Origin of the sequence: Nonomuraea sp. NPDC050663, from assembly GCF_044456985.1 — a bacterium.
In the GTDB taxonomy this organism is placed as follows: Bacteria; Actinomycetota; Actinomycetes; order Streptosporangiales; family Streptosporangiaceae; genus Nonomuraea.
In genome coordinates, this window is the sequence record NZ_JBITGL010000018.1 from 136,328 (window position 1) to 159,072 (window position 22,745).

At 71.1% G+C, this 22,745-nt stretch carries 24 protein-coding genes; 15 read left to right on the forward strand and 9 right to left on the reverse strand.

The genetic code is table 11. The annotated features are described in order from the left end of the window. Nucleotides 1-8: 8 nt before the first annotated feature. A complete protein-coding gene (locus ACIBH1_RS39570) occupies nucleotides 9-1,058 on the reverse strand; it encodes a class I adenylate-forming enzyme family protein (protein ID WP_397319198.1) in 1,050 nt (349 codons plus the stop codon). Between the two features lie 121 nt (nucleotides 1,059-1,179). On the opposite strand from ACIBH1_RS39570, the gene ACIBH1_RS39575 reads away from it, so the two are divergent. The 3 genes from ACIBH1_RS39575 to ACIBH1_RS39585 all read left to right on the forward strand — a co-directional run bounded on the left by ACIBH1_RS39575 (nucleotide 1,180) and on the right by ACIBH1_RS39585 (nucleotide 3,797). Continuing rightward, nucleotides 1,180-1,713 carry a hypothetical protein gene (locus ACIBH1_RS39575; RefSeq protein ID WP_397319199.1) on the forward strand — a complete coding sequence of 178 codons (534 nt, stop codon included), beginning with the start codon at nucleotides 1,180-1,182 and terminating at the stop codon, nucleotides 1,711-1,713. Between the two features lie 63 nt (nucleotides 1,714-1,776). Then, the gene (locus ACIBH1_RS39580) at nucleotides 1,777-2,445 is read left to right on the forward strand and encodes a response regulator transcription factor (protein WP_397319200.1); all 669 of its coding nucleotides are present in this window, start codon (nucleotides 1,777-1,779) and stop codon (nucleotides 2,443-2,445) included. Further along, the gene (locus ACIBH1_RS39585) at nucleotides 2,445-3,797 is read left to right on the forward strand and encodes a sensor histidine kinase (protein ID WP_397319201.1); all 1,353 of its coding nucleotides are present in this window, start codon (nucleotides 2,445-2,447) and stop codon (nucleotides 3,795-3,797) included. The genes ACIBH1_RS39580 and ACIBH1_RS39585 overlap by 1 nt, the downstream gene beginning before the upstream one ends. Here ACIBH1_RS39585 and ACIBH1_RS39590 read toward each other — a convergent pair. The 3 genes from ACIBH1_RS39590 to ACIBH1_RS39600 are packed head-to-tail and all read right to left on the reverse strand — an operon-like array spanning nucleotide 3,777 to nucleotide 7,383. Beyond that, on the reverse strand, nucleotides 3,777-5,312 hold the full coding sequence (locus ACIBH1_RS39590) for an AMP-binding protein (RefSeq protein WP_397319202.1): 1,536 nt from the start codon (nucleotides 5,310-5,312) through the stop codon (nucleotides 3,777-3,779). The two genes, ACIBH1_RS39585 and ACIBH1_RS39590, sit on opposite strands and share 21 nt — an antisense overlap. Before the next feature lie 20 nt (nucleotides 5,313-5,332). Next, entirely contained in the window at nucleotides 5,333-6,328 is a 996-nt protein-coding gene (locus ACIBH1_RS39595) for a hypothetical protein (protein WP_397319203.1), read from the reverse strand. After that, nucleotides 6,325-7,383 (reverse strand): LLM class flavin-dependent oxidoreductase, encoded by a 1,059-nt coding sequence (locus ACIBH1_RS39600; RefSeq protein WP_397319204.1) that lies wholly within the window; start codon nucleotides 7,381-7,383, stop codon nucleotides 6,325-6,327. The genes ACIBH1_RS39595 and ACIBH1_RS39600 overlap by 4 nt, the downstream gene beginning before the upstream one ends. A gap of 146 nt (nucleotides 7,384-7,529) precedes the next feature. Between ACIBH1_RS39600 and ACIBH1_RS39605 the strand changes: the two genes are divergently transcribed. Then, a complete protein-coding gene (locus ACIBH1_RS39605) occupies nucleotides 7,530-7,976 on the forward strand; it encodes a hypothetical protein (RefSeq protein WP_397319205.1) in 447 nt (148 codons plus the stop codon). Between the two features lie 2 nt (nucleotides 7,977-7,978). Continuing rightward, a complete protein-coding gene (locus tag ACIBH1_RS39610) occupies nucleotides 7,979-9,532 on the forward strand; it encodes a long-chain fatty acid--CoA ligase (RefSeq protein WP_397319206.1) in 1,554 nt (517 codons plus the stop codon). On the opposite strand, the gene ACIBH1_RS39615 is transcribed toward ACIBH1_RS39610, so the two are convergent. Further along, nucleotides 9,493-10,371: an acyl-CoA dehydrogenase family protein gene (locus ACIBH1_RS39615; protein WP_397319207.1), complete on the reverse strand. Its 879-nt coding sequence runs from the start codon at nucleotides 10,369-10,371 to the stop codon at nucleotides 9,493-9,495. The genes ACIBH1_RS39610 and ACIBH1_RS39615 overlap by 40 nt on opposite strands. Before the next feature lie 126 nt (nucleotides 10,372-10,497). Here ACIBH1_RS39615 and ACIBH1_RS39620 point away from each other — a divergent pair, with 126 nt between their 5' ends. Both ACIBH1_RS39620 and ACIBH1_RS39625 read left to right on the forward strand, forming a co-directional pair. Beyond that, nucleotides 10,498-11,130 (forward strand): hypothetical protein, encoded by a 633-nt coding sequence (locus tag ACIBH1_RS39620; RefSeq protein ID WP_397319208.1) that lies wholly within the window; start codon nucleotides 10,498-10,500, stop codon nucleotides 11,128-11,130. 57 nt (nucleotides 11,131-11,187) lie between these two features. After that, the gene (locus ACIBH1_RS39625) at nucleotides 11,188-12,939 is read left to right on the forward strand and encodes a proline--tRNA ligase (protein ID WP_397319209.1); all 1,752 of its coding nucleotides are present in this window, start codon (nucleotides 11,188-11,190) and stop codon (nucleotides 12,937-12,939) included. Between the two features lie 140 nt (nucleotides 12,940-13,079). On the opposite strand, the gene ACIBH1_RS39630 is transcribed toward ACIBH1_RS39625, so the two are convergent. The 4 genes from ACIBH1_RS39630 to ACIBH1_RS39645 form a co-directional block, all read right to left on the reverse strand. Further along, nucleotides 13,080-13,271: a DUF4236 domain-containing protein gene (locus ACIBH1_RS39630; protein WP_246377061.1), complete on the reverse strand. Its 192-nt coding sequence runs from the start codon at nucleotides 13,269-13,271 to the stop codon at nucleotides 13,080-13,082. Between the two features lie 21 nt (nucleotides 13,272-13,292). Beyond that, complete coding sequence (locus ACIBH1_RS39635; protein WP_397319210.1) at nucleotides 13,293-13,496, reverse strand: DUF4236 domain-containing protein; 204 nt, start codon at nucleotides 13,494-13,496, stop codon at nucleotides 13,293-13,295. A 23-nt stretch (nucleotides 13,497-13,519) separates the two neighbouring features. Next, complete coding sequence (locus tag ACIBH1_RS39640) at nucleotides 13,520-13,948, reverse strand: ferritin-like domain-containing protein (protein WP_397319211.1); 429 nt, start codon at nucleotides 13,946-13,948, stop codon at nucleotides 13,520-13,522. Between the two features lie 133 nt (nucleotides 13,949-14,081). Continuing rightward, entirely contained in the window at nucleotides 14,082-14,546 is a 465-nt protein-coding gene (locus ACIBH1_RS39645) for a hypothetical protein (protein WP_397319212.1), read from the reverse strand. Between the two features lie 93 nt (nucleotides 14,547-14,639). On the opposite strand from ACIBH1_RS39645, the gene rimP reads away from it, so the two are divergent. The 8 genes from rimP (at nucleotide 14,640) to truB (ending at nucleotide 22,700) form a co-directional block, all read left to right on the forward strand. Continuing rightward, nucleotides 14,640-15,137 carry a ribosome maturation factor RimP gene (gene rimP / locus ACIBH1_RS39650; RefSeq protein WP_397319213.1) on the forward strand — a complete coding sequence of 166 codons (498 nt, stop codon included), beginning with the start codon at nucleotides 14,640-14,642 and terminating at the stop codon, nucleotides 15,135-15,137. Nucleotides 15,138-15,160: 23 nt separating this feature from the next. Then, nucleotides 15,161-16,153, forward strand: a complete 993-nt coding sequence (gene nusA, locus ACIBH1_RS39655; RefSeq protein WP_181607276.1) for a transcription termination factor NusA — start codon at nucleotides 15,161-15,163, stop codon at nucleotides 16,151-16,153. Further along, nucleotides 16,137-16,460, forward strand: a complete 324-nt coding sequence (locus tag ACIBH1_RS39660; RefSeq protein WP_397319214.1) for a YlxR family protein — start codon at nucleotides 16,137-16,139, stop codon at nucleotides 16,458-16,460. The genes nusA and ACIBH1_RS39660 overlap by 17 nt, the downstream gene beginning before the upstream one ends. Before the next feature lie 112 nt (nucleotides 16,461-16,572). Further along, a complete protein-coding gene (gene infB / locus ACIBH1_RS39665) occupies nucleotides 16,573-19,752 on the forward strand; it encodes a translation initiation factor IF-2 (RefSeq protein WP_397319215.1) in 3,180 nt (1,059 codons plus the stop codon). 195 nt (nucleotides 19,753-19,947) lie between these two features. Next, nucleotides 19,948-20,244, forward strand: a complete 297-nt coding sequence (locus ACIBH1_RS39670) for a DUF503 domain-containing protein (protein ID WP_397319216.1) — start codon at nucleotides 19,948-19,950, stop codon at nucleotides 20,242-20,244. Between the two features lie 19 nt (nucleotides 20,245-20,263). After that, on the forward strand, nucleotides 20,264-20,731 hold the full coding sequence (gene rbfA / locus ACIBH1_RS39675) for a 30S ribosome-binding factor RbfA (RefSeq protein WP_397319217.1): 468 nt from the start codon (nucleotides 20,264-20,266) through the stop codon (nucleotides 20,729-20,731). After that, nucleotides 20,728-21,849 (forward strand): bifunctional oligoribonuclease/PAP phosphatase NrnA, encoded by a 1,122-nt coding sequence (locus tag ACIBH1_RS39680; RefSeq protein WP_397319218.1) that lies wholly within the window; start codon nucleotides 20,728-20,730, stop codon nucleotides 21,847-21,849. The genes rbfA and ACIBH1_RS39680 overlap by 4 nt, the downstream gene beginning before the upstream one ends. Beyond that, on the forward strand, nucleotides 21,846-22,700 hold the full coding sequence (gene truB, locus ACIBH1_RS39685; protein ID WP_397319219.1) for a tRNA pseudouridine(55) synthase TruB: 855 nt from the start codon (nucleotides 21,846-21,848) through the stop codon (nucleotides 22,698-22,700). The genes ACIBH1_RS39680 and truB overlap by 4 nt, the downstream gene beginning before the upstream one ends. The last annotated feature ends 45 nt before the right edge of the window (nucleotides 22,701-22,745 follow it).

Here is a 22,745-nt window from a genome sequence, read left to right on the forward strand (position 1 = left end):
CGGCCTCCTTACGCTCCGACATGGGGGTCTGCCAGGGTCAACCGGCCAGTGCCGTCGATATATCCCCGGTCTCCGGTGCGCACGAACCCGTCACGGGCGAAGACCCTTACATTCCGGGCGGTCTCCACATATCCGCTCATGACGGCTCGTGATCGCAAAAGTACCTCCCCCACCTCTCCCCGGGCCAGGATTCGGCCGTTCGGATCCCGGATCGAGACGTCCACCCCCGCGCGCGGCCGCCCCACGGTGCGCTCGGCGTCGTCGGGCGGGTCGTCGGGCCGGGTGCCCAGGCCGAGGCCCGCCTCCGTGCACAGGTAGCGGTTGCACACCGGCACGCCGTACCACTCGCGCAGCTTCCTGATCAGGCCGGGCGCGGCCGGCGCCCCGCTCGACAACACCAGCCGCACCTCGGGCAGCCGGGCGCCGGTCTCCATGACCTGGGCGAGCTGTCGCGGGCTGCCCTGCAGCACGGGCAGGCGGTGGTCGCGCACCAGCCTGGCCGCCGCGTCGGGGTCCCAGCGCGGCAGCAGGTGGCTGGTGCGCCCGGTCTGCAGGAACACCGGCAGCCGGGTGGCGAAGGCCAGATGGTCGAGGCGGGTGGAGACCAGGCGGGCGTCGCCGGTGCCCCAGCGGGTGCCGGCCCCGTGCGTCCTGATCGCCTCCAGCTGCTTGTCGCCGAAGACGACACCACGTCGATGCCGCGCGGTGTAGACGACCACGACCGGCCGCTCGGGGCCGGGCGGGAAGGGCGGGGGCGGCGCCTCGGGACGGCCCAGCCGCTCCAGCGTCGGCAGCACGATGGCGGGATCGGGATGCCCGGCGCCCGCCGTGACGGCGCCGATCTTGGCGGCGGCCACGTAGGCCAGCACCCACTCGGGCCCTTCAGGCAGCGCCAGGGCGACCACGTCGCCGATGCGCACCCCGCGGTGCGCCAGGCCCGCGGCGAGCCGGTCGGACAGCGTGTCGAGATCGGCGAACGAGAGACACGAGGAACCGGAGACGACCGCCGCGCGCGCCCCGAACCGGCGTGCGGCCTCCCCGGCCAGCAGACGCAGCATGTGCGCTCCGGGAGGTCGGGGGCGCTTTACCTATACCCGCCCTGAACAGCAATAACCGTTCTCAGCGATTTCTCAGGCTTCTCCTCGGCCGATCCCAACCCCGGCCGCTTGGCTGATCGCCATGAAGAAGACCCTCACTCTCGGCCTGGTGGCCGCCGCGTTGGTCACGACGGGCCTGGCCACCTCGTCGAGCGCCGCCACCGTCTCGCCGGCTGCCGCCGTGCGGCTCGACCCGGCGCCCCTTCCCGAGGGCGTCACCACGATCACCGACCAGATCCTGGACGCCGACCGCACCCTGCGCGGCCCCGGCCTGCGCAGCCGCTACAACCTGTGGGTCGTCGGCATCCACGGCACGGCCACGGTGCGCGACAAGGACTCGAAGTTCATCAACTACACCTGGCAGCGCGGCACCCTGACCGCCAAGACCGCCACCACGGTGACGGTCACCAGCAAGGACGGCTACGTCCAGACCTGGGCGCTGCACACCTCGACCCGCTTCCGGCGGGCGGCCAAGCCCGCTGATCTGACCAAGCTGGTCGTCGGCGACGGTGTCTTCGCGATCGGCGTGCCCGGGGCCGCCGGGCCGACGGCCGCGGCCGTGTTCGTGCCGAAGAACCGCGCCGTGCTGGAGGCTCCGGCGGTTCCTGGAAGCTGACAGCGGCCCGTGGCGGAGGCTCCGGTCTCCGCCACGGGCACTTTTACCCCAGAATGGGGCGCTATGACGGAAAAGGCCATTCTGGTCGTCGAGGACGAGCCGCACCTGCGCGACATCGTCGAGCTCGCGCTGCGCTTCCACGGTTTCCGCGTGAGCGGCGTCGCCACGGGCGAGCAGGCCCTGGCGGAGGTGGAGCGCTCGCAGCCCGACCTGATCGTGCTCGACGTCATGCTGCCGGGCATCGACGGCTTCGAGGTCTGCCGCCGCCTGGCCGACCGCCACATCCCCGTCATCTTCCTGACCGCGCGCGACACCACCGCGGACACCGTGCACGGGCTGACGCTCGGCGGCGACGACTACGTGACCAAACCCTTCTCCGTGGAGGCGCTGGTGGCCCGGGTCAGGGCGGTGCTGCGCCGGACCGAGCGGGCCTCGGGCGGCGGGGTGCTGCGCGTGGCCGACCTGGAGCTCGACGAGTCCCGCTGGGAGGTACGGCGGGGCGGCAAGCCGGTGGAGCTGTCGCCCACCGAGTTCCGGCTGCTGGCCTTCCTCATGGCCCACCCCGACCGCGTGCTCACCAAGCGCCAGCTGCTGGAGCACGTGTGGGGGTACGGCGGGCAGTCGCAGGTGGTCGAGACCTACATCTCCTACCTGCGCCGCAAGCTCGACCCGCTCGGCGAACCGCTGATCCACACCCAGCGCGGGGTGGGTTACGCCATCAGGCATCCGTGATGTCGCTGCGCGCCCGCCTGCTCGCCGGCCTGCTCGCGGTCAGCACGATCCTGCTGCTCACCCTCGGCACGGTCAGCGTGGTGGTGCTGCGCGACCATCTCGTCCAGCGGCTGGAGAGCCAGCTCGACACGGCGGCGCGGACCACCGCCGTGCGCGTCTTCGCCGCTCCCGGCGGGCAGCTCGACCGCATGCTGACCGGCTCCACGTACGCCGCGGTGAGCTTCAACGCCGGCACCGGCAAGGCCAGGCTCATCAATGGTGACGCCCCTGCCAGCGCGAGCGTGCCCGGCCTCGTCGAACGGCTCGGCCGCAACCTCGTGCGCCAGCACGCGGAGGCGGGGCGGATCTTCACCCTCGACAACGGCATGCGGGCCAGGGCGGTCGCCCAGAACCGCCAGCCCAACCGGGTGATCGTGCTCGCCGTGCCGATGGACGCCGTCGAGGCGCCGGTGCGCCGGCTGATCCTGGCCGAGCTGCTCACCGGGGTCGGCCTGATCCTGCTGCTGCTCGCCGTGGGGCGGCGGCTCATCGTCAGCGGGCTCGCGCCGTTGTCACGCATGGCGGCCACCGCGCATCACATGGCCGCGGGCGGTGACCTGTCGCTGCGCATGCAGGCCGGGCACTCGGAGGTGGGCCGGCTGGCCGGGGCGGTCAACGTGCTGCTCGACCGCATCGCGGAGATGTTCCGCGACCGCTGGGCCTCGGAGGACCGGGTGCGCCGCTTCGCCGCAGACGCCTCGCACGAGCTGCGCACGCCGCTGTCGACCATCCGCGGCTACGCCGAGCTGTACCGGACGGGGGCGATCCCTCCCGCCGAGCTGCCCAAGATCATGGGCAGGATCGAGGACGAGGCCACCAGGATGGGCGACCTGGTCGGCCAGCTGCTGGAGCTGGCCCGCCTGGACCGAGGGGCGGAGCTGCAGCTCGACGAGACCGACCTGGCCGCCGTCGTGCGCGAGATCGCCGCCGACTGCGCCGCCGTCGCGCCCGCCTTCCCGATCATCGCCGACGTCCCCGACAGCCTGCCCGCCGTGGTCGACGAGCCGCGTTTCCGCCAGGTCGTGGTCAACCTGCTGGCCAACGTCCGCGCGCACACGCCTGCCGGGACCTCGGCCGTCGTACGGCTGTCGCGTCCCGAGCACGGCGGCGTGCTGCTCGTGGTCGAGGACACGGGACCCGGCGTCAAGGACCCGGACCGGGCCTTCGACCGCTTCCACAAGGGCTCGCCCGACGGCACCGGCCTGGGCCTGGCCATCGTCAAGGCGATCACCGAGGCCCACGGCGGCCGGTGCTGGATCACCACGGGCGGCGGGACCGCCGTCCACGTCGAGCTACCCGCGTTCGCCGGCTGACGACGCGCGCAGGGCGAGCTTGTCGATCTTCCCGTTGGCGTTGACGGGCAGCGACTCCACCACGAAGACCCGCCTGGGCACCTTGTACGACGACATGTTCTCCCTGGCCCACGCCACGAGCGCGTCCGCCTCGACCTCGACGCCCGGCCTCGGCACCACGAACGCCCACCCGCACTCCCCGGCGCGCTCGTCGGGCATGCCGACCACGGCCGCCTGGGCCAGCGAGCCCTCGCGCAGCAGCAGCGACTCCACCTCGGCGGGGGAGACGTTGAAGCCGTTGACGATGAACAGCTCCTTCTTGCGGTCGACGATGGCGACGTTGCCCGCCGCGTCCAGGTAGCCGACGTCGCCGGTGTGCAGCCACCCGTCGCCGTCGATCGCCTCGGCCGTGCGCGCGGGGTCGTCCCAGTAGCCGCGCATGACGCCGTAGCCGCGCTGGAGGATCTCGCCGCGCTCGCCGTCGGTGACCTGCTTGCCGTCGTCGTCGACGATCATGACCTCGATCCCCGGCACCGGCCTGCCGGTGGTGGCGGCGATGACCTCGACGGGATCCCCGGCCCTGGTCATGGAGACGACGGTGCCCTCCATCAGGCCGTAGGCGTTGATCATGCGCTCGACGCCGATCTCGTCCAGCACACGCCGCACCAGCGCGGGCGGCACGGCGGCGGCGCCGCAGATGGCCACGCGCAGGGAGGAGAGGTCGCGCGGAGCCCGTTCGAGCTCGGTCAGGAGCCGGGAGAAGAAGGCCGGCGCACCCGCCAGGACGGTGACCTTGCCCGACTCGATGAGGTCGATCACCGTCTCCGGCGTGAACACCGGCACCGGGATCATCGTCGCCAGCCGCAGCACGCAGGCGAGCAGCCCGGCGTTGAGCCCGAACCCGTGGGCGAACGGCGCGATCACCGGATAGCGGTCGCCCCGGCGCAGGGTGACGATCTCCGCCCAGTCCCAGTACCCGCGCAGCACCTGCGCGTGGTCGAGCATCACGCCCTTCGGCACTCCCGTGGTGCCCGACGTGGACATGATCTCGCACAGGTCGTGGGGCTGTACGGCCAGCGCGCGGGCGAGGGCGTCGTGGAGCGGCGTGTCATGGGCGGCGGCCAGCAGCTCGTCACGGGCGAGCGTGCCGCCAGGACCGATCGTGTGGCGCAGGCCGCTCATGGGAGGCAGCAGCCCGGCCAGTCCCTCGGAGCCGACGAGCACCACCTCGGTCCCCGTCTTGGCGAGCAGCGCCTCGGCCTCGATCCCCTTGTAGCGGGCGGACAGGGGGACGATCACGGCGCCCGCGCACCAGACGCCGAACGCGTACTCCACCCAGGTGGCGTCGTTGACCCCCCACACGGCGACGCGGTCGCCGTGCCGTACGCCCAGGGACATCAGCCCGCGGGCCACCCGGGTGGCCCGGTCGGCGAGTTCGCGCACGGTGGTCGTGCCGAGGACGGGCACGTCCGGGTGGTGGCCGGCCTGGTGGTGCAGCATGCGGGGGATGGTCCCCCAGTCGGGTAAGGGTTCCATCGCGCCTCCCGTGGGAGCCTTCAGGTCAGCAACGCGCGGTCGCGGCCCAGGTGCTGGCCGCGCAGGTCGGTGACGATCCCGGGGGTACGGCTCTCGCCCACCTCCGGGGAGATCTCGACGGCGATCTTGACCGGGGTGAGTCCCTGGAGCGCCTGCTCGATGCGCGACTTCCACATGGGATTGCCCACCAGGCTCTGCCGGGTGAAGCGGATCGTCAACGCGGCGGCGTCGAGGGTGCCCTGGCGGCTGACGGTCAGCTCCCAGCCGGCCACGCCGTCGATCTTCGACATGGCCTTGTCGAGGCGCGCCAGCGAGACCCACACACCCCTGATCAGCAGGTGATCGCCGACCGTGTGCAGGGAGCCGCGCATGACGTAGCCGGTGCGCAGGACCGTGTCGTCGTCGGCCACCACGATCTCGCCGCTGTCGGCGAACTCGTCCTTGCCCAGGCGGGCCTTGCGGAGCGCCGGGGCGAAGTCGGAGTCCTGGGAGGAGCGCCACGCCATGGCCGCGCCGGTGAAGGGGTTGGCCAGCACCTCGGTCACGGTCGCGTCGAACTCGCCGGCCAGGTGGGTCAGCGTGTGGGGGGAGGCGATCTCGCCTGTCACGATCACCTGGCGCAGGCCCAGGTCGAGCGGGTCGAGGAGGAACTCCAGGTGGAGCCTGGCCAGGAAGTCCATCGCCCCGGTCGGGGTGGCCACGAGCGTCGTGGCGCGTACCGAGGACAGCACGTGGTGCAGGCGCATCCGGCCGCGCGGTCCCGTGGCGGCGGCGGCCCCGGCGACCTCGGCGGCGGCCGAGGCCCACAACGAGCCGGCCGGTTCGGCCAGGGCGACGACCACGCGGTCGCGCTCGCCGACCCCGGCGGCGCGCAGGGCGTCGGCGGTGGTCGCGACGTCGTGCGGGGTGAGCGGCACGGCGCTGGAGGCGTCGGGCGACAGCTGCAGCAGGCCGGTGGCGGTGGCGGCGGCCGAGGCCAGGTCGTCGCGGGTGAGCCAGCGGGCGGGGTGGTTCACTGCATCACCTCGGTCATGAAGCGGGTCATGGACTCGCACACGCGCTCGTGCGCGAGCCCGCCCACCTGGGCCTGGAGGATGAGGTCGGTGGCGCCCGCCTCGGCGATGCGGGCGACGGCCTTGCGCGAGCCCTCGGCGTCGTCGACCACGACCATCAGGTGCTCGCGCAGCGTGGCCATGGCCTCGCCCGGCGGCATGCCCGCGGCGAGCTGGCCCAGCACCCGGTGGGTGGCGTGCCTGGCGTCGTAGTAGTCGGGCGGGGTGACGAGGTTGACCTGGCGGCGGATGTACCACAGCACCGGGTCGGCGGCGATCTCGGCGGCCTCGTCGCGGGTGGCGCCCACGAACCAGGGGATCATCAGCGCGACGCGCCGGCTGTCGGGGTCGAAGCCGTTGCGCGCCAGCTCCGCGCGGTACTTGGCGATGTCCTCCGCCACGTCGTCGATGCCCTTGAGCATGGTCATGCCGAGCAGGTGGTAGCCGTGCTTGGCGGCGGCCAGGTAGCCCTCCAGGGAGGTGGAGGCCACCCAGACCGGGGGGTGCGGCCGCTGGGCGGGACGCGGGTAGACGGCCACGTCGGGGATCTCGAAGAACTCGTTGGAGCGGGAGATCGGCTCGCCGTCGGCCTCCCAGATGGCCAGCACGGCCTCCAGGGAGTCCTCCCAGATCTGGCGCGACTTCTCGAAGGGCCGCTGGAAGGCCTGGTACTCCAGGGGCGAGGCGCCCCGTCCGGTGCCGAACTCCACCCGGCCGCCGCTGAGCACGTCGAGGGTGGCTATGCGCTCGGCCGAGCGGATGGGCGACTGAAAGGGGAGCAGGACGACGCCGAGGCCCAGGTGGATGCGCTCGGTGCGCTGGGAGATCGCGGCGAGCACCAGGTCGGGCGCCGACGAGTGAGAGAAGCCCCGGGTGAAGTGGTGCTCGACGAACCACGCGGTGTCGTAGCCCAGCCGGTCGCCCAGGACGACCTGGTCCATCACGTTCCGGAAAGCCTGCTGTTCGACCTCGCGAGTGCGCCCCCGCACCTCCAGCTCGTAGCCCAGGCTGATCCGCATTCGCCCTCCAAGAACAGTTAACCAAGCGCTCGCTTGGGAAGCGTATCAGCCCCTGCCCTTGCGGGGAAGTAAACGGGAGACCAGAGTGAATGATCGTGAAGCGAAAGCACGCGCTGAGACGGCAGAAAGATGGGACCCTCCCTTCCATGAGGGGATTCCGCCGCGAGCGGCCTGCCGTGGATGAGCAGGCCTTGGCGAGTGCGCGTAGGTATGAGGCTTTCGGCCGGGTGATGGCCGCGTTGGCGACGGAGGCGGAGTTCATCGAGTCCTGCCGCGATCTGACCTGGTGGCGGGGCTCCGACCACAGCTGGCACCTGGAGTGGCGCGACGGTCCCTACGCCGCCGAGGTGGCCGAGCTCCTGGCCGAGCAGGTGTGCGACGCGAACGGGAGCCTGGTCGCCCCGGCGGGTCCCGGCAACCAGGCGACCGCCGTGCTCGACATCATGGGAGTGCGCCTGGAGCTGCGCGCCGTCGATCCGCTCGGCCGCGAGCGCATGCAGGCACGCGGCGCCTTCTGGCGCCTCACCGAGGCGCTCGACACCTCCCGGCCCACCAACGCCCGCCGTCCATGGGAGGAACTTCTCGGAGGTTGATCATGCGCAGCACCATGCAGGATGTCCCCCTCACCGTTTCCCGCATCCTGCGCCACGGAGCCGCCGCCCACGGCGGCTCCAGGGTCGTCTCCTGGACCGGCGACGGCCCGCGCGAACGCAGCTTCGCCGAGATCGCCGCGCGGGCCGGGCAACTGGCCACCGCCCTGCGCGACGAGCTGGGCGTCGACGGCGACCAGCGGGTGGCCACGCTCATGTGGAACACCGCCGAGCACCTCGAGGCCTACCTGGCGGTGCCCTCCATGGGAGCGGTGCTGCACACGCTCAACCTGCGCCTGCCCCAGCGGCAGCTGGCCTACATCATCCGGCACGCCGACGACAGCGTCGTGATCGCCGACGCCTCGCTCGTGCCGCTGCTGCCCGAGGTCAAGCGCCTGATCGTGGTCCCCGACGACTACGAGGAGCTGATCGCCGGGCGCGACCCCGACTTCCCGTGGCCCGAGCTCGACGAGCGCGAGGCCGCGGCGATGTGCTACACCTCCGGCACCACCGGCGACCCCAAGGGCGTCGCTTACAGCCACCGCTCGATCTACCTGCACTCCATGCAGGTCAACATGATCGACGTGCTGGGCTCCACGCCCGCCGACACCACGCTGCCGGTCGTGCCCATGTTCCACGTCAACGCCTGGGGCATCCCGCACGCGGCGTTCATGGGCGGGGTCAACCTGCTGATGCCGGGCCCGCACGTCCAGCCCCCCGCGCTGGCCGAGATGATCGAGACCGTACGGCCCACGCACGCGGCCGGGGTGCCGACGGTCTGGCAGGGATTACTGCAGGAGCTGCGCTCCAGGCCGCGCGACGTCTCCAGCCTCCAGGCGGTCGTCGTCGGCGGCTCGGCCTGCCCGCCCGCCCTGATGCGCTCCTACGACGAGGAGCTGGGCGTCAGGATCGTCCACGCGTGGGGCATGACGGAGATGTCGCCCCTCGGCTCGGTGGCCGTCGCCCCGCCCGCCGCCGAGGACGAATGGTCCTACCGCGTCACCCAGGGACGATTCCAGCCGGGCGTGGAGGCGCGCCTGTGCGGGCCCGACGGCACGGTGCTGCCCTGGGACGGGGCCGCCGTGGGCGAGCTGGAGGTGCGCGGGCCGTGCGTCACCGCCTCCTACTACGCCGCCGACGCCCCCGACAAGTTCAGCCCCGACGGCTGGCTGCGCACCGGCGACGTCGGCACGATCACGCCCGACGGCTACCTCACCCTGACCGACCGGGTGAAGGACGTCATCAAGTCGGGCGGCGAGTGGATCTCCTCGGTGGAGCTGGAGAACCACCTCATGGCGCACCCGGGCATCCTGGAGGCCGCGGTCGTGGCGGTGCCCGACGACAAGTGGGGCGAGCGCCCGCTGGCCGTCGTCGTGCCGGAAGGTGAGGCCGACTTCCACGCGCTGCGCGACTTCCTCGGCGAGCGGGTGGCCCGCTGGCAGCTGCCCGAACGCTGGACGGTGGTGGAGTCGGTGCCCAAGACGTCGGTCGGCAAGTTCGACAAGAAGCTGATCCGCGCTCAGTACGCCGGAGGGGAGCTCGACGTCACGAGCCTGTGAAGGCGGGCGCGGTGCGCCTGCGGCGGCCCGAACAGCTGGGCGTCGGAGGTGGCCCGCTTGAGGAAGCGGTGCGCGTCGTGCTCCCAGGTGATGCCGATGCCGCCGTGGATCTGGATGTTCTCGCCCGCCGCCGACAGGTAGGCCTCGCCGCAGTAGGAGCCCGCCACGGCCGCCGGCACGGCGCCCGCCACCGCCGCGGCCACGGCCGCCTCCGTCGACTCCACGAGCATCAGCAGGTCGGCCAGCTTGTGCTTGATCGCCTGGAAGGAGCCGATCGGCCGGCCGAACTGCTCGCGGGTCTTCGCGTAGGCCACGGCGCTCTCCAGGCACCGCCGCGCCCCGCCCGCCTGCTCGGCGGCCAGCGCGATCACGCCCAGGTCGCGCACCCGCTCCGGGTCTCCCGCCGGCCCCACCGGCCTGGCCTCGTCGATGTCGAACCGGGCCAGCGGGCGGCTGAGGTCCATGGTGTCGTACGGCACGCGCCGGAAGGCCGTCGCCTCCACCAGCCGATCTCCCCGGTAGGCGAAGACCCGCTCCCCGTCGAGCGCGTGGTCGCCCCCGTCGAAGAGCACGGTGGCGCTCGACGTGCCGGTGGCCAGACTCGTGAGCGTCTCCGCGTCGCCCGCCTGCTTGACGGCCTCGACCGCCAGGAAGGTCTGCAGGAACGGCAGGGGGGACAGGGCCCGGCCGAGCTCGGCCGCGACGACGGCGAGCTCCTCCATGCCGCAGCCCGCTCCGCCGTACTGCTCGGGGACGGTCAGGCCGGCGGCGCCGAGCTCGCCGGCGAAGGCCGGCCACGTCGGGCCGGTCGCGAGGAAGGATCGGACGATGTCGCGCACCCGCCCATCTTAACCAAGCGTTTGCTCAACTGACCTCCTCTTGACGGAGTTTTACTTCCCGTGTAATGCCGCATATCGTGACGTATGGCCACTTTTGTCAGGGGGACGAAGAGGCCGGACAGAACCATGGATGACACACAGGTCGATTACGCCGACTATGCCGAGTACGACAGACGGCAAAGAGGCATCGAGCGGCACCTGCTGATCACCTTCCTCGGGGGAGTGGTGCTCGGCCTCGTCGGCATGGTCCTGCCGGCGTCACTCACCGACGCCTACGACCCGTACGCCGCCATCGCGCTCGCCGTGGCGGTGGGGATGACCGCGAGCGGGTTCGGCTGGGCGCTGCTCACCTCCTTCCTGACCGCCGCCGCCGGCGTGGTGTCCACCATGGGACTCGGCACCCTGCTCGGGACCGCCGACTTCAACACCACCGCGGGCGGCGCGATCGGCCTCAACGTGCTCCTCGTGCTCCTCGTCGCGGTCGGGCTGCTGGCCTGGGTGACCCGCAGGAACGACCGCTGGGGCGACCTGGCGGCGGGAGGCATCAGCGCCCTCGTCCTCACCGACGTCATCGACCGCAGCACCGCGGGCTTCGTCGACTTCGAGCCCGGCTTCTGGCCCTGGCCCGGCGTGCTACTGGCCCTGCTGGCCGTCGGCTCCGTCTTCCTCACCCGCAAGAGCCTGCCCGCCGCCCTGCGCGCCCTTGCGGTCGCCGCGATCATCACCGGCGGCTTCGTGGCGGTCTTGGCACTCCTTTGATGCCCGGGACTCGATAGCCTGTAGCTTCACACCTTCAGGCCCGACCGAGGAGTTCTCGTGCTGCTGCGCATGTCGTCGTTGTTTCTTCGCACCCTGCGGGACGACCCGGCAGACGCGGAAGTCCCGAGCCACAAGCTCCTGGTCCGCGCCGGCTACGTCCGCCGCGTCGCTCCCGGCATCTACTCCTGGCTGCCCCTGGGCAAGATCGTCATGGAGAACGTCGCCGCCGTCGTGCGCGACGAGATGAACAGGATGGGCGCCCAGGAGGTGCTCTTCCCGGCGCTGCTGCCCCGCGAATACTACGAGGCCACCGGCCGCTGGACCGAATACGGCGACACGCTCTTCCGGCTCAAGGACCGCAAGGGCGGCGACTACCTCCTCGGCCCCACCCACGAGGAGCTCTTCACCGACATGGTGAAGGGGGAGTACTCCAGCTACAAGGACTTCCCCGTCACGCTCTACCAGATCCAGACCAAGTACCGCGACGAGGCGCGTCCCCGCGCCGGCATCCTGCGCGGACGCGAGTTCGTGATGAAGGACTCCTACTCCTTCGACCTCGACGACGACGGCCTCAAGCGCTCCTACGAGCAGCACCGCGAGGCCTACATCAAGACCTTCGACCGGCTGGGCATCCGCTACAAGATCTGCTTCGCCACCTCGGGCGCGATGGGCGGCTCGGCCTCGGAGGAGTTCCTGGCCCCCACCCCCACCGGCGAAGACACCTTCGTGGCCTGCCACAGCTGCGGCTACGCCGCCAACGCCGAGGCCTACACCACGACCCCGCCCGCCGCCGTCCCCGGCGAGCACCCGGCGCTGGAGGTGCTCGACACCCCCGACACCCCGACCATCGAGTCGCTCGTCGCGTGCATGAACTCCGACCACGGCATGGCGATCACCGGCGCCGACACGTTGAAGAACGTCGTCGTCAAGGTCACCACCCCCGGCTCCACCAAGGCCGAGATCCTGGTCATCGGCGTCCCCGGCGACCGCGAGGTCGACTTCAAGCGCCTGGAGGCCTCCCTGGCCCCCGGCGAGCCGGCCATCTTCGAGGAGGCCGACTTCGCCAAGAACCCCGGCCTGGTGCGCGGCTACATCGGCCCGCAGGTGCTCAAGGACCTGGGCATCCGCTACCTCGTCGACCCCCGCGTCGTCTCCGGCACCTCGTGGGTCACCGGCGCCAACGAGCCCGGCAAGCACGCCCGCAACGTCGTGGCGGGGCGCGACTTCACCCCCGACGGCACCATCGAGGCCGCCGAGGTGCGCCCCGGCGACCCGTGCCCCCGCTGCGGCTCGGAGGTCTCCCTCGACCGCGGCATCGAGATCGGCCACATCTTCCAGCTCGGCCGCAAGTACGCCGACGCCGCCAAGCTCGACGCGCTCGGCCCCGACGGCAAGCCGATCCGCATCACCATGGGTTCCTACGGCATCGGCGTCTCGCGCGCCGTGGCCGTCATCGCCGAGCAGTGGCACGACGAACTCGGCCTCGTCTGGCCGCGCGAGGTCTCACCCGCCGACGTGCACATCGTCGGCACCGGTAAGGAGAACCAGGTCGACAAGGCCCTGGAGATCGCCGCCGCGCTGGAGGCCCGCGGGGTGCGCGTCCTGGTCGACGACCGGCCGAGCGTCTCGCCCGGCGTGAAGTTCAAGGACTCCGAGCTGCTGGGCCTGCCCACGGTGCTGGTCATCGGCCGCGGCCTGTCGCAGGGCGTCGCCGAGCTCCGCGATCGCGCCAGCGGCGACAAGCAGGAGATCCCGATCGACGAGGCCGTGGAGCGCATCGCCGCGCTCGTGTCGGGACCGGCCGCCTGACATGGCGCGGCGCCCCGCCGGAGAAGGCCGGCGGGGCGCCGAATTGCCGCTTGGCGAGCGTGGACCCGCGGTCACCGCTTGAGGGTTGGGGCCCCTGGATTCGGACAGCGGAGACCCGGCCCGCCCGCCACTGATGTGCCCTACCGGCGACGTGTGGTCTTGCGCCAGGTGAGGTTGCCGGGCAGGTTCAGTGACACGGTGCGGCGGCCGTCAGGGCCGTGGGTGACGCGGAAGAGCTTGTTGCCGTAGCTGTGCCCCACGCCCTTGTTGGACAGGTTGATCCGGAACGGTCCTAACTTGAATGATTTTCGATAGCTCAGTCCCATGGGCATCTCAGCTGCCCAAAAAAACGGCTAATAGTAGTGCCGGTTCCGCTTTCGTCCGATCGACCTGCTCAGGTGGAAGCCTCCGGGCAGGCGAACCGAGACATGACGCCCGCCGCCAGGGGTCGAGGTGACGTTGAACTTGCGCCCGCCGACGCTGTGACCCACACCGTGCGGGGTCAGGCGGATGCGAAACGGCCCGATCTTGATGGTCTTCCTGTAATGCCAGCCCATGTCCAGGTCAACGAACGACCAGGTCAGCTGGTTCCCTGCACCGAGTCGGGCATGCCCGGCAGCGCCAGGATCCGCCTGCGGAAGCCGTAGGAGCGGGTCACGGACTCCTGCATCGCCAGCGCCGCGTGACGGCGAAGAGCCACGTCGTCGCTGGCCGCCAGCTCCAGATAGGTGGCCGTGATGCCCTCCTCGACCAGCACCGCCAGGTTGACGACCTGGGTGGCGCTCGTGGGGGTCTGGCCGACGTCGTAGGACGACTCGGTCTCGACCGGGCTGCCGCCCCGGCTGGAGATCATGACGCGGAGCCTGTCGCGCGTGGCGCGGTGGGCGTTGAAGGCCGCCGTCACCCGGGAGCGCAGGGTTCCGGTGGTGCGGGCGCCGAGCATGCCGTAGGCGTAGACCGCCGCGTGCTCGGCCGCCAGCGCCTTGCGCAGCCGCTCCACATCGTTCACGACTGGCTCACGCTCGCTCCTCGGGGACGGGTGGACACCGGCTCGGCACGTTCCACGAATCGCGCAGCCGTACGGCCGGCACTGCCCGTAAGGCAGGCACTGTCCGTGCGGCGGCCCCTGTCCGTGTGGCCGGTCACAGGGACCTCGGCAGGGCGACGGCGTGGGCGGCCTCGCAGGCGCCGATGCTGGCGATCAGCTGTGACAGCGACGCCGAGGCGTCGGCCAGGTCGCGCGTGCGCTGGGCGGCGGCCTTGCGCTCGATGTCGCGCAGCCGGGTCAGCGACACCTTCTGCGCCGGGGCGGAGGACGACGGCGAGGGCGAGGCGGGCACGGTGGCCAGGGTCTGCGGCAGCCGCGAGCGCAGCTGCGTCAGATGCGCGAGATGGCGGTCGAGAAAGGGCCGCAGCACCTCCCCGCCGGAGTCGACGTGCGCGCGGTAGAGCGCGATCGTGCGCTCCTTGTCGGCCACCAGACGCTGCAGCAGCACCGTCTCAGGGTCGGGCGCCGGAGAGGCCACGGGCTCGGGCACGCTAGCCGCGCAACCCGACACCAGCAGCGCCCCACCGGTCAGCACGGCTCGCCTGGACAGTGTGTTCATACGACTGACGATGATACGGCCCCGAGCCAGATAGGGTGTGAACTGGTGTTGTGACATAGGGCGAGGTCCGCCCGTGAAATAGGGGAGGTCGACATGGGTAGTGCCGCATCCCGCGACCACCTGATGAAGCTGCTGGAGCCTGTTGTCGCGGCGGAGGGCCTCGACCTGGAGGACGTGAGCGTCACCAGCGCGGGCAAGCGCAGAGTGCTCAGGGTGATCGTCGACCGCGACGGAGGCGTGTCGCTCGACGACGTGGCCGAAGTCAGCAACGCCGTCTCCGCGGCGCTCGACGACGATGACCGGATGGGCAGCCAGCCGTACACTCTCGAGGTCTCCTCGCCCGGCGTCGACCGTCCGCTCACCGAGCCGCGCCACTGGCGCCGCGCGGCCAAGCGGCTGGTCAAGGCGGAGTTGCGCGACGGCAGCGTGGTGGAGGGCCGCATCATGGCGGCCGACGAGACCGGCGTCGTCCTCTCCCTGGAGAACGACGAGCGCCGCATCGACTTTCAGGACCTGGCCCAAGGACGGGTGCAGGTGGAATTCCGTCGTTTCGATGACGAAGACGACTTCGAAGACGACGATGAGGGCTAAGGGGGAGCCTCGTGGACATTGACATGAGTGTCCTGCGCAGCCTCGAACGCGAGAAGGACATCTCCTTCGACCTGGTCGTGAAGGCGATCGAGGACGCTTTGCTGATCGCCTACTTCCGCACCGAGGGTGCGGCGCAGAAGGCGCGCGCCGAGCTCGACCGGCAGAGCGGTCACGTGACCATCTTCGCCGCCGAGCTCGACGACGACGGCGAGATCGTGCGCGAGTACGAAGACACACCCAACAACTTCAGCCGCATCGCGGCCACGACGGCCAAGCAGGTGATCCTCCAGCAGCTGCGCGACGCGGAGGACGAGGTCAACTTCGGCGAGTTCGCCAGCCGCGAGGGCGAGCTGGTCTCGGGCGTCATCCAGCAGGGTCGCGACCCGAAGGTGGTCCTGATCGACCTGGGCCGCATCGAGGCGATCATGCCTGCCAACGAGCAGGTGCCCGGCGAGGAGTACGGCCACGGCGAGCGCATCAAGGCCTTCGTGATCCAGGTGAAGAAGGGTCACAAGGGTCCGTCGGTGACGGTCTCGCGCACCCATCCCGGTCTGGTGAAGAAGCTTTTCGCGCTCGAGGTCCCCGAGATCCTCGACGGCACGGTCGAGATCGCCGCCATCGCGCGCGAGGCCGGCCACCGGACGAAGATCGCAGTTCGGTCACGAAAGCAGGGCGTCAACGCCAAGGGCGCGTGCATCGGGCCGATGGGTTCGCGGGTGCGCAACGTGATGACGGAGTTGCACGGCGAGAAGATCGACATCATCGACTGGTCGGAGGACCCGGCGGAGTTCGTGGGGAATGCCCTCTCGCCCGCTCGTGTTTCCCATGTCGAGGTGGTCGACGCCGCTGCTCGGGTGGCCAGGGTGACCGTGCCCGACTACCAGCTGTCCCTCGCCATCGGCAAGGAGGGGCAGAACGCGCGGCTGGCCGCGCGCCTGACCGGATGGAAGATCGACATCAGGTCTGACGCGCAGGCAGAGGATGCCGCCGGTTCCGTAGATGCGTCGACACGGTAAGCTGGAATATGGTGGCCATGTTGGCCAACTCGCGGGTCCACAACGCACGTGCGTGGGTTGTCGGGTCCGCGAAGCCAAGTCAGAGCTTCTTCGCCTGGTGCTGGTAGGGGATCACGTCATCCCCGACCAGCGGGGACGACTTCCGGGCAGGGGCGCTTCGCTGCACCCCCGCCTGAGTTGTCTGGAGCTCGCCGAACGACGCCGAGCGTTCCCGCGCGCTTTCCGTGTGCAGGGTCCGGTCGATGTCACGCAGGTGCGGGCACACCTCGAGAAGGAGTCAGAAATGTCATGTAGGACGCCGGATTAAGGGGCGGAGTCAGATTGCTATGAGCGCCTGATGAGCACGCGGCGATGAAGACGTCAACGTAACGACGGCCTGGACGGCACAGCCAGCCTCCCGGGCCGAGTAAGGGAGTGCAGTGGCGAAGGTCCGGGTATACGAGCTCGCTAAGGAGTTCGGCGTAGAGAGCAAGGTCGTCATGGCCAAGCTCCAGGAGATGGGGGAGTTCGTCCGTTCGGCGAGCTCGACCATCGAGGCGCCGGTCGTCCGCAGGCTCACGGAAGCTCTGGGCGTCCAGAAGGGCGGCTCAGCTAGGGGTGGCTCCGGCCGCGGCGGCGCAGCGCCGTCGGGTCCGAGGCCGTCCGCACCCGCGCAGGCGGAAAGCCGCGCGGGCAACGGCGTCTCCGAGACGTCCACTCCGCGGCCGGCGCCCAAGCCGGGTCCGCGTCCTGGTCCGGCGGCGCCTCGCCCGTCGGCCCCCAGTCCTCAGCAGCAGCAGCCGCAGCCTGCCGCGCCGCGCCCCGAGGCGCCGCGGTTCGAGGCTCCGCCCGCTGCTCCGCAGGCGCCTCGTCCCGAGGCTCCGCAGACCCGCTTCGAGGCGCCCAGCGGCGGCGACCGCGGCCCGCGCCCCGGTGCCGGCGGTCCCAAGCCGGGCCCGCGTCCCGGCCCGCGGCCGGAGTCGTCGGCCGGTGGTCCGTCGGCGGGTGCTCCGTCCGGCAACGCGCCCTCCGGTCAGCGCCCTGGCGGCGACCGCGGTCCGCGTCCTGGCCCTGGCGGTCCCAAGCCGGGTCCGCGTGGCCCGCGTCCTGGCAACAACCCGTTCTCCTCGAACGCGAGCGGCATGGGTCAGCAGTCCCGTGGCCCGCGTCCCGGCGGACGTCCCGGTGACGACCGTGGTCCCCGCCCCGGCGGCGATCGTGGCGACCGTGGCCCGCGTCCCGGCGGCCCCCGTGAGGGCGGCGCTCCGCGCGACGGCGGCATGCCGCGTCCGCAGGGCGGCCCGCGTCCGGGTCCGGCCGGTGCGGGTGGTCCGCGTCCCGGCCCCGGTGCCGGTGGCCCGCGTCCCGGCGGTGGCTCCGGTGGTCCCGGCGGTCCCCGTCCCGGTGGTCCGCGTCCCAACCCGATGATGATGCCGCAGGGTCGCCCTGCCGGTCCCGGCGGTGGCGGCGGAGGCCGTCCCGGTGGTGGTCCCGGCGGCCGTCCCGGTGGCGGCGGTGGCCGTCCGGGTGGTCCCGGCGGTGGCGCCGGTCGTCCGGGTGGCGGCGGCGGCTTCGCCGCTCGTCCCGGTGGCGGCGGTGGCCGTCCCGGCGGCGGTGGCGCTCCCGGTGGTGGCGGCGGTTTCGGTGGCGGCGGTGGCCGTCCCGGTCCCGGCGGCCGCGGCCGTGGTGGAGGCACCGCGGGTGCGTTCGGCCGTCCTGGTGGGCGTCCGACCCGTGGCCGCAAGTCCAAGCGCCAGCGGCGTCAAGAGTTCGACAACATGTCGGCGCCGTCGATCGGCGGCGTGCAGGTTCCCCGTGGCAACGGCTCGACGCTGCGCCTGCCGCGTGGCGCCTCGCTGTCCGACTTCGCCGACCGCATCGGCGCCAACCCCGCCTCGCTGGTGCAGATCATGCTGCACCTCGGCGAGATGGTGACGGCCACCCAGGCGGTCAACGAGGAGACGCTCCAGCTGCTGGGCGCCGAGCTCGACTACGTCATCCAGGTCGTCAGCCCGGAGGAGGAGGACCGCGAGCTGCTCGGGGCCTTCGACATCGAGTTCGGCGAGGACGAGGGCGACGAGGGCGACCTGGCCGCGCGTCCGCCGGTCGTGACCGTCATGGGTCACGTCGACCACGGTAAGACCCGCCTGCTCGACGCCATCCGCAAGACCAACGTGGTGGCGCGCGAGGCCGGCGGCATCACCCAGCACATCGGCGCCTACCAGGTGTCGACCGTGCACGAGGACGAAGACCGGAAGATCACCTTCATCGACACCCCGGGTCACGAGGCGTTCACCGCCATGCGTGCTCGTGGTGCGAAGGCGACCGACATCGCCGTCCTGGTGGTCGCGGCCGACGACGGTGTGAAGCCGCAGACGATCGAGGCTCTCAACCACGCCCAGGCGGCCGACGTGCCGATCGTGGTCGCGGTCAACAAGATCGACAAGGAGGGCGCAGACCCGAACAAGGTCCGTGCCCAGCTCACCGAGTACGGTCTGGTGGCCGAGGAGTACGGCGGCACCACGATGTTCGTCGACATCTCCGCGCGTGAGGGCATCGGCATCGAGAACCTCCTCGAGGCGATCCTGCTGACCGCCGACGCCGAGCTCGACCTGCGGGCCAACCCGTCGATGGACGCCCAGGGCATCGCCATCGAGGCGCACCTCGACAAGGGCCGCGGCCCCGTCGCGACCGTCCTGGTCCAGCGCGGCACGCTCCGCGTCGGCGACTCGATCGTGTGTGGCGAGGCCTACGGCCGCGTCCGCGCGCTGCTCGACGACAACGGCGAGAACGTCGAAGAGGCCGACCCGTCGCGTCCGGTCCTGGTCATGGGTCTGACGGCCGTGCCGAGCGCCGGTGACAACTTCATCGTTGTGACCGACGACCGCATGGCTCGCCAGATCGCCCAGCAGCGTGCTGCTCGCAAGCGCAGCGCCGACATGGCCAAGTCCTCGCGCCGCCGCACCCTCGAGGAGCTCTTCAGCGACCTCGAGAAGGGCCGCGTCGACGAGCTCAAGCTCATCATCAAGGGTGACGTGTCCGGTTCGGTCGAGGCCCTGGAAGACGCCCTGCTCAAGATCGACGTCGGCGACGAGGTCAGGCTCCGTGTCCTGCACCGCGCCGTCGGTGCGATCACCGAGTACGACGTCAACCTGGCCATGGCCGACGAGAACGCCGTCATCATCGGCTTCAACGTCCGTCCCGAGCCGCGCGCCCGCGACCTGGCGGAGCGCGAGGGCGTCGACATCCGCTACTACTCGGTCATCTACCAGGCGATCGAGGAGATCGAGGCGGCGCTCAAGGGCATGCTCAAGCCCGAGTACGAAGAGGCGCAGCTCGGCACCGCCGAGATCCGCGCCATCTTCAAGGTCCCGAAGATCGGCAACATCGCCGGTTCGATGGTCCGCTCCGGCAAGATCGTGCGCAACAGCAAGGCCCGGCTCATCCGCGACGGCGTTGTCATCTCCGACAACCTCACCGTCACCTCGCTGCGGCGGGAGAAGGACGACGTCACCGAGGTCCGCGAGGGCTTCGAGTGCGGTATCGGCATCGGTTACGGCGACCTGAAGGAAGGCGACGTCATCGAGACCTTCGAGATGCGGGAGAAGCCGCGCGACTAGCGCTCGCTGAGGCCGCCCGGTGGGATACGTCCCGCCGGGCGTCCCACCCGTGCTTACCGTTTTCCGGTACGGCTCGCCGTACCGGAAAAACGATTGCCTAGCGCCCGACGGGCGCGGCAGTGTGCCGCAGAGGGCTCTCCCACCGCGAGCCCGCGGCTCACGTGACACTCCTCAGCCAAGCGGTGGTTGCCAACGATGTACGTAGGTGCCTTGACCCTGGACCTGCTGCTGGGCGACGTGAGATCGCTCAAGCAGAAACGCTCCGTGGTGCGTCCCATCCTCGCCGAGCTGCAGCGCCGCCATCCGGGCGTCGCCGTCGCCGAGACAGGTCATCTCGACCTGCATCGACGGGCGGAAATCGGGGTAGCCGTGGTCTCATCCTCAGCGGGCAACTGCAAGGAGGTTCTGGAGGCGTGCGAGCGCCTTGTGGCCTACAGGCCCGACATAGAGTTGCTGTCCGCCAGACAGCGTCTCTTCACCGACGAAGACTGAAAACCTAGGGGGACTGACCATGGTGGACGCAGCACGCGCGCGCAAGCTCGCCGACCGCATCCAGCAGATCGTCGCCGAGATGCTCGAGCGCAGGATCAAGGACCCGCGGCTGGGGTTCGTCACGATCACCGACACTCGCATCACCGCCGACCTGCGGGAAGCCACGGTCTTCTACACCGTGTTCGGCTCCGATGCGGAGCGCGCCGACAGCGCCGCGGCGCTCGAGAGCGCCAAGGGCATCATCCGTTCCGAGGTCGGCAAGCAGACCGGGGTGCGCTTCACGCCCACCCTGGCCTTCAAGCACGACCCGATCCCGGAGAACGCCCGGGCCCTCGACGAGCTGTTCGCCGCGGCGAAGGCCAGGGACGAGGAGGTCGCGCGGCAGGCCGAGAGCGCCTCCTACGCCGGTGAGGCCGACCCGTACAAGAAGCCCGACGAGGACGAGGACGAGTTCGACTCCGACGGTGCGGAGAGCCGGACGACGTGACCTCGCAGGCGAGTGAGCCCGAGGACCGCACGGCCGTCCCGCCGCCCGCGGCAGGCTCCGCCGTCCCGTCACCCGGTACGGCGGAGCTGGGCGACCCCGCGTCACCCGGCATGCCGTCGGCCGCGTCGCTGGGGCGGCCGGGGACGGCGATCGCCGAGTACGCCTGGGAACGCACCCTGGAGCTGATCGGCGAGGCCGACGTCGTCGCCCTGGCCTGCCACATCTCGCCCGACGGCGACGCCCTGGGCTCGATGCTGGCCTGCGCCCGCGCGTTGCGCGTCACGGGCAAGAAGGTCGTGGCGTCCTTCGGCGACAAACGTTTCGCCGTGCCCAGGCTGCTGCACTTCCTGCCCGACCAGGATCTGCTCTCGAGGCCCGACGACTATCCCGACAGCCCCGAGGTGATGATCACCTTCGACTCCTCGACCCTCGACCGGCTGGGCCTGCTGTCCGCCAACGCCAGGAGGGCCACCGAGCTGATCGTCATCGACCATCACCCGTCGAACCCGGGCTTCGGCACGCTCAGTCTCATCGACCCGGCCGCGGCCGCGACCGCGGTGCTGGCCGAGGAGCTGATCCGCCGCCTGGGTGTGCCACTCGACCGCGAGATGGCCACCAACCTGTACGTCGGCCTGGTCACCGACACCGGTTCCTTCCGTCATGCCTCCACCACTCCGGCCGCTCACGAGATGGCCGCCCGGCTGGTGGCGACGGGCCTGCGCACCGACGAGATCGCGCGCCAGTTGTGGGACCGCGCCCCGTTCGGCTACCTGAAGGTGCTGGCCGCCGTGCTGGAGCGGGTGGTGCTGGAGGGCGACCTGGTGTGGACCTACGTCACCCGCCATGACCGCCAGCAGTACGGCCTGCCGTACGACGAGGTGGAGGGCATCATCGACGTGGTGCGCCGCGCCGACGAGGCGGAGGTGGCCGTCGTGCTCAAGGAGGACGACGACGGCGCCTGGCAGGTCTCCACGCGCGCGAAGAACTCGGTCGACGTGGGCGCCATCTGCACCGCGCTCGGCGGCGGCGGTCACACCAAGGCCGCCGGATACACCTCGCACCTGCCGGTCGATGAGACCATGGCACGCTTCCGCGACCTTTTGAGGAAGGCCACATGACTGCAAGCGGCTTGATCATCGTCGACAAGCCGGCCGGCTGGACCTCCCACGACGTGGTCGGCAAGATGCGCCGCATCGCCGGCACGCGCCGCGTGGGCCATGCCGGCACCCTCGACCCGATGGCCACCGGCGTGCTGGTGGTGGGCGTCGAGAAGGCCACCCGGCTGCTGGGGCACCTGGCGCTGACGGAGAAGGTCTACGAGGCGACGATCCTGCTCGGTGTCACGACCAACACCGACGACGCCGAGGGCGAGGTGTTGTCGTCCTCGCCGGTCGACGCCACGGCCGACCAGATCATGGCGGGTGTGAAGACGCTGACCGGCCAGATCATGCAGGTGCCGCCGCAGGTGAGCGCCATCAAGGTCAACGGCGAGCGGGCCTACAAGCGGGCGCGCGCGGGCGAGGAGGTCGAGCTGCAGGCCCGGCCGATCACCGTGCACGCCTTCGACGTCACCGCGATCGAGGGCCCGTCGATCACCGCCACGATCCGCTGCTCCAGCGGCACCTACATCCGTTCGCTCGCCCGAGACCTGGGCGCCTACCTCGGGGTCGGCGGTCACCTGACGGCGCTGCGCCGTACCAGGGTCGGCCCCTACGAGCTGGGCCTGGCCCGCACGATCGACCAGCTGGCCGAGCAGTGCGACATCCTGCCGATCGGCGACGCGGTGACCGCCGCCTTCCCCAGGCGCGACGTCACCGAGGACGAAGCGCGGGTCGTCAGGCACGGCGGCCGGCTGCCCGCGGCGGGGCTGGGCAAGGGGCCTATCGGTGTGTTCGGTCCCGACGGCGAGCTGCTGTCGCTGGTGGAGGAGCAGGGCCGGATGGCCAGGCCGCTGGCGGTCTTCGTCTAGTCGCCTGGCGGTAGTCGCCGAGACATGAGGAGTTCTCTCTTTTGC

What these genes read in the sequence shown, in the direction of transcription:
- ACIBH1_RS39580 (WP_397319200.1), top strand. Translation starts at nt 1,777, where the DNA reads ATGACGGAAAAGGCCATTCTGGTCGTCGAGGACGAGCCGCACCTGCGC.
- ACIBH1_RS39620 (WP_397319208.1), top strand. Translation starts at nt 10,498, where the DNA reads ATGGATGACACACAGGTCGATTACGCCGACTATGCCGAGTACGACAGA.
- rimP (WP_397319213.1), top strand. Translation starts at nt 14,640, where the DNA reads ATGGGTAGTGCCGCATCCCGCGACCACCTGATGAAGCTGCTGGAGCCT.
- ACIBH1_RS39670 (WP_397319216.1), top strand. Translation starts at nt 19,948, where the DNA reads ATGTACGTAGGTGCCTTGACCCTGGACCTGCTGCTGGGCGACGTGAGA.
- ACIBH1_RS39575 (WP_397319199.1), top strand. Translation starts at nt 1,180, where the DNA reads ATGAAGAAGACCCTCACTCTCGGCCTGGTGGCCGCCGCGTTGGTCACG.
- ACIBH1_RS39600 (WP_397319204.1), bottom strand. Translation starts at nt 7,383, where the DNA reads ATGCGGATCAGCCTGGGCTACGAGCTGGAGGTGCGGGGGCGCACTCGC.
- ACIBH1_RS39590 (WP_397319202.1), bottom strand. Translation starts at nt 5,312, where the DNA reads ATGGAACCCTTACCCGACTGGGGGACCATCCCCCGCATGCTGCACCAC.
- rbfA (WP_397319217.1), top strand. Translation starts at nt 20,264, where the DNA reads ATGGTGGACGCAGCACGCGCGCGCAAGCTCGCCGACCGCATCCAGCAG.
- ACIBH1_RS39660 (WP_397319214.1), top strand. Translation starts at nt 16,137, where the DNA reads ATGCGTCGACACGGTAAGCTGGAATATGGTGGCCATGTTGGCCAACTC.
- ACIBH1_RS39645 (WP_397319212.1), bottom strand. Translation starts at nt 14,546, where the DNA reads ATGAACACACTGTCCAGGCGAGCCGTGCTGACCGGTGGGGCGCTGCTG.
- ACIBH1_RS39635 (WP_397319210.1), bottom strand. Translation starts at nt 13,496, where the DNA reads ATGGGCTGGCATTACAGGAAGACCATCAAGATCGGGCCGTTTCGCATC.
- ACIBH1_RS39570 (WP_397319198.1), bottom strand. Translation starts at nt 1,058, where the DNA reads ATGCTGCGTCTGCTGGCCGGGGAGGCCGCACGCCGGTTCGGGGCGCGC.
- truB (WP_397319219.1), top strand. Translation starts at nt 21,846, where the DNA reads ATGACTGCAAGCGGCTTGATCATCGTCGACAAGCCGGCCGGCTGGACC.
- nusA (WP_181607276.1), top strand. Translation starts at nt 15,161, where the DNA reads ATGAGTGTCCTGCGCAGCCTCGAACGCGAGAAGGACATCTCCTTCGAC.
- ACIBH1_RS39630 (WP_246377061.1), bottom strand. Translation starts at nt 13,271, where the DNA reads ATGCCCATGGGACTGAGCTATCGAAAATCATTCAAGTTAGGACCGTTC.
- ACIBH1_RS39610 (WP_397319206.1), top strand. Translation starts at nt 7,979, where the DNA reads ATGCGCAGCACCATGCAGGATGTCCCCCTCACCGTTTCCCGCATCCTG.
- ACIBH1_RS39585 (WP_397319201.1), top strand. Translation starts at nt 2,445, where the DNA reads ATGTCGCTGCGCGCCCGCCTGCTCGCCGGCCTGCTCGCGGTCAGCACG.
- ACIBH1_RS39605 (WP_397319205.1), top strand. Translation starts at nt 7,530, where the DNA reads ATGAGGGGATTCCGCCGCGAGCGGCCTGCCGTGGATGAGCAGGCCTTG.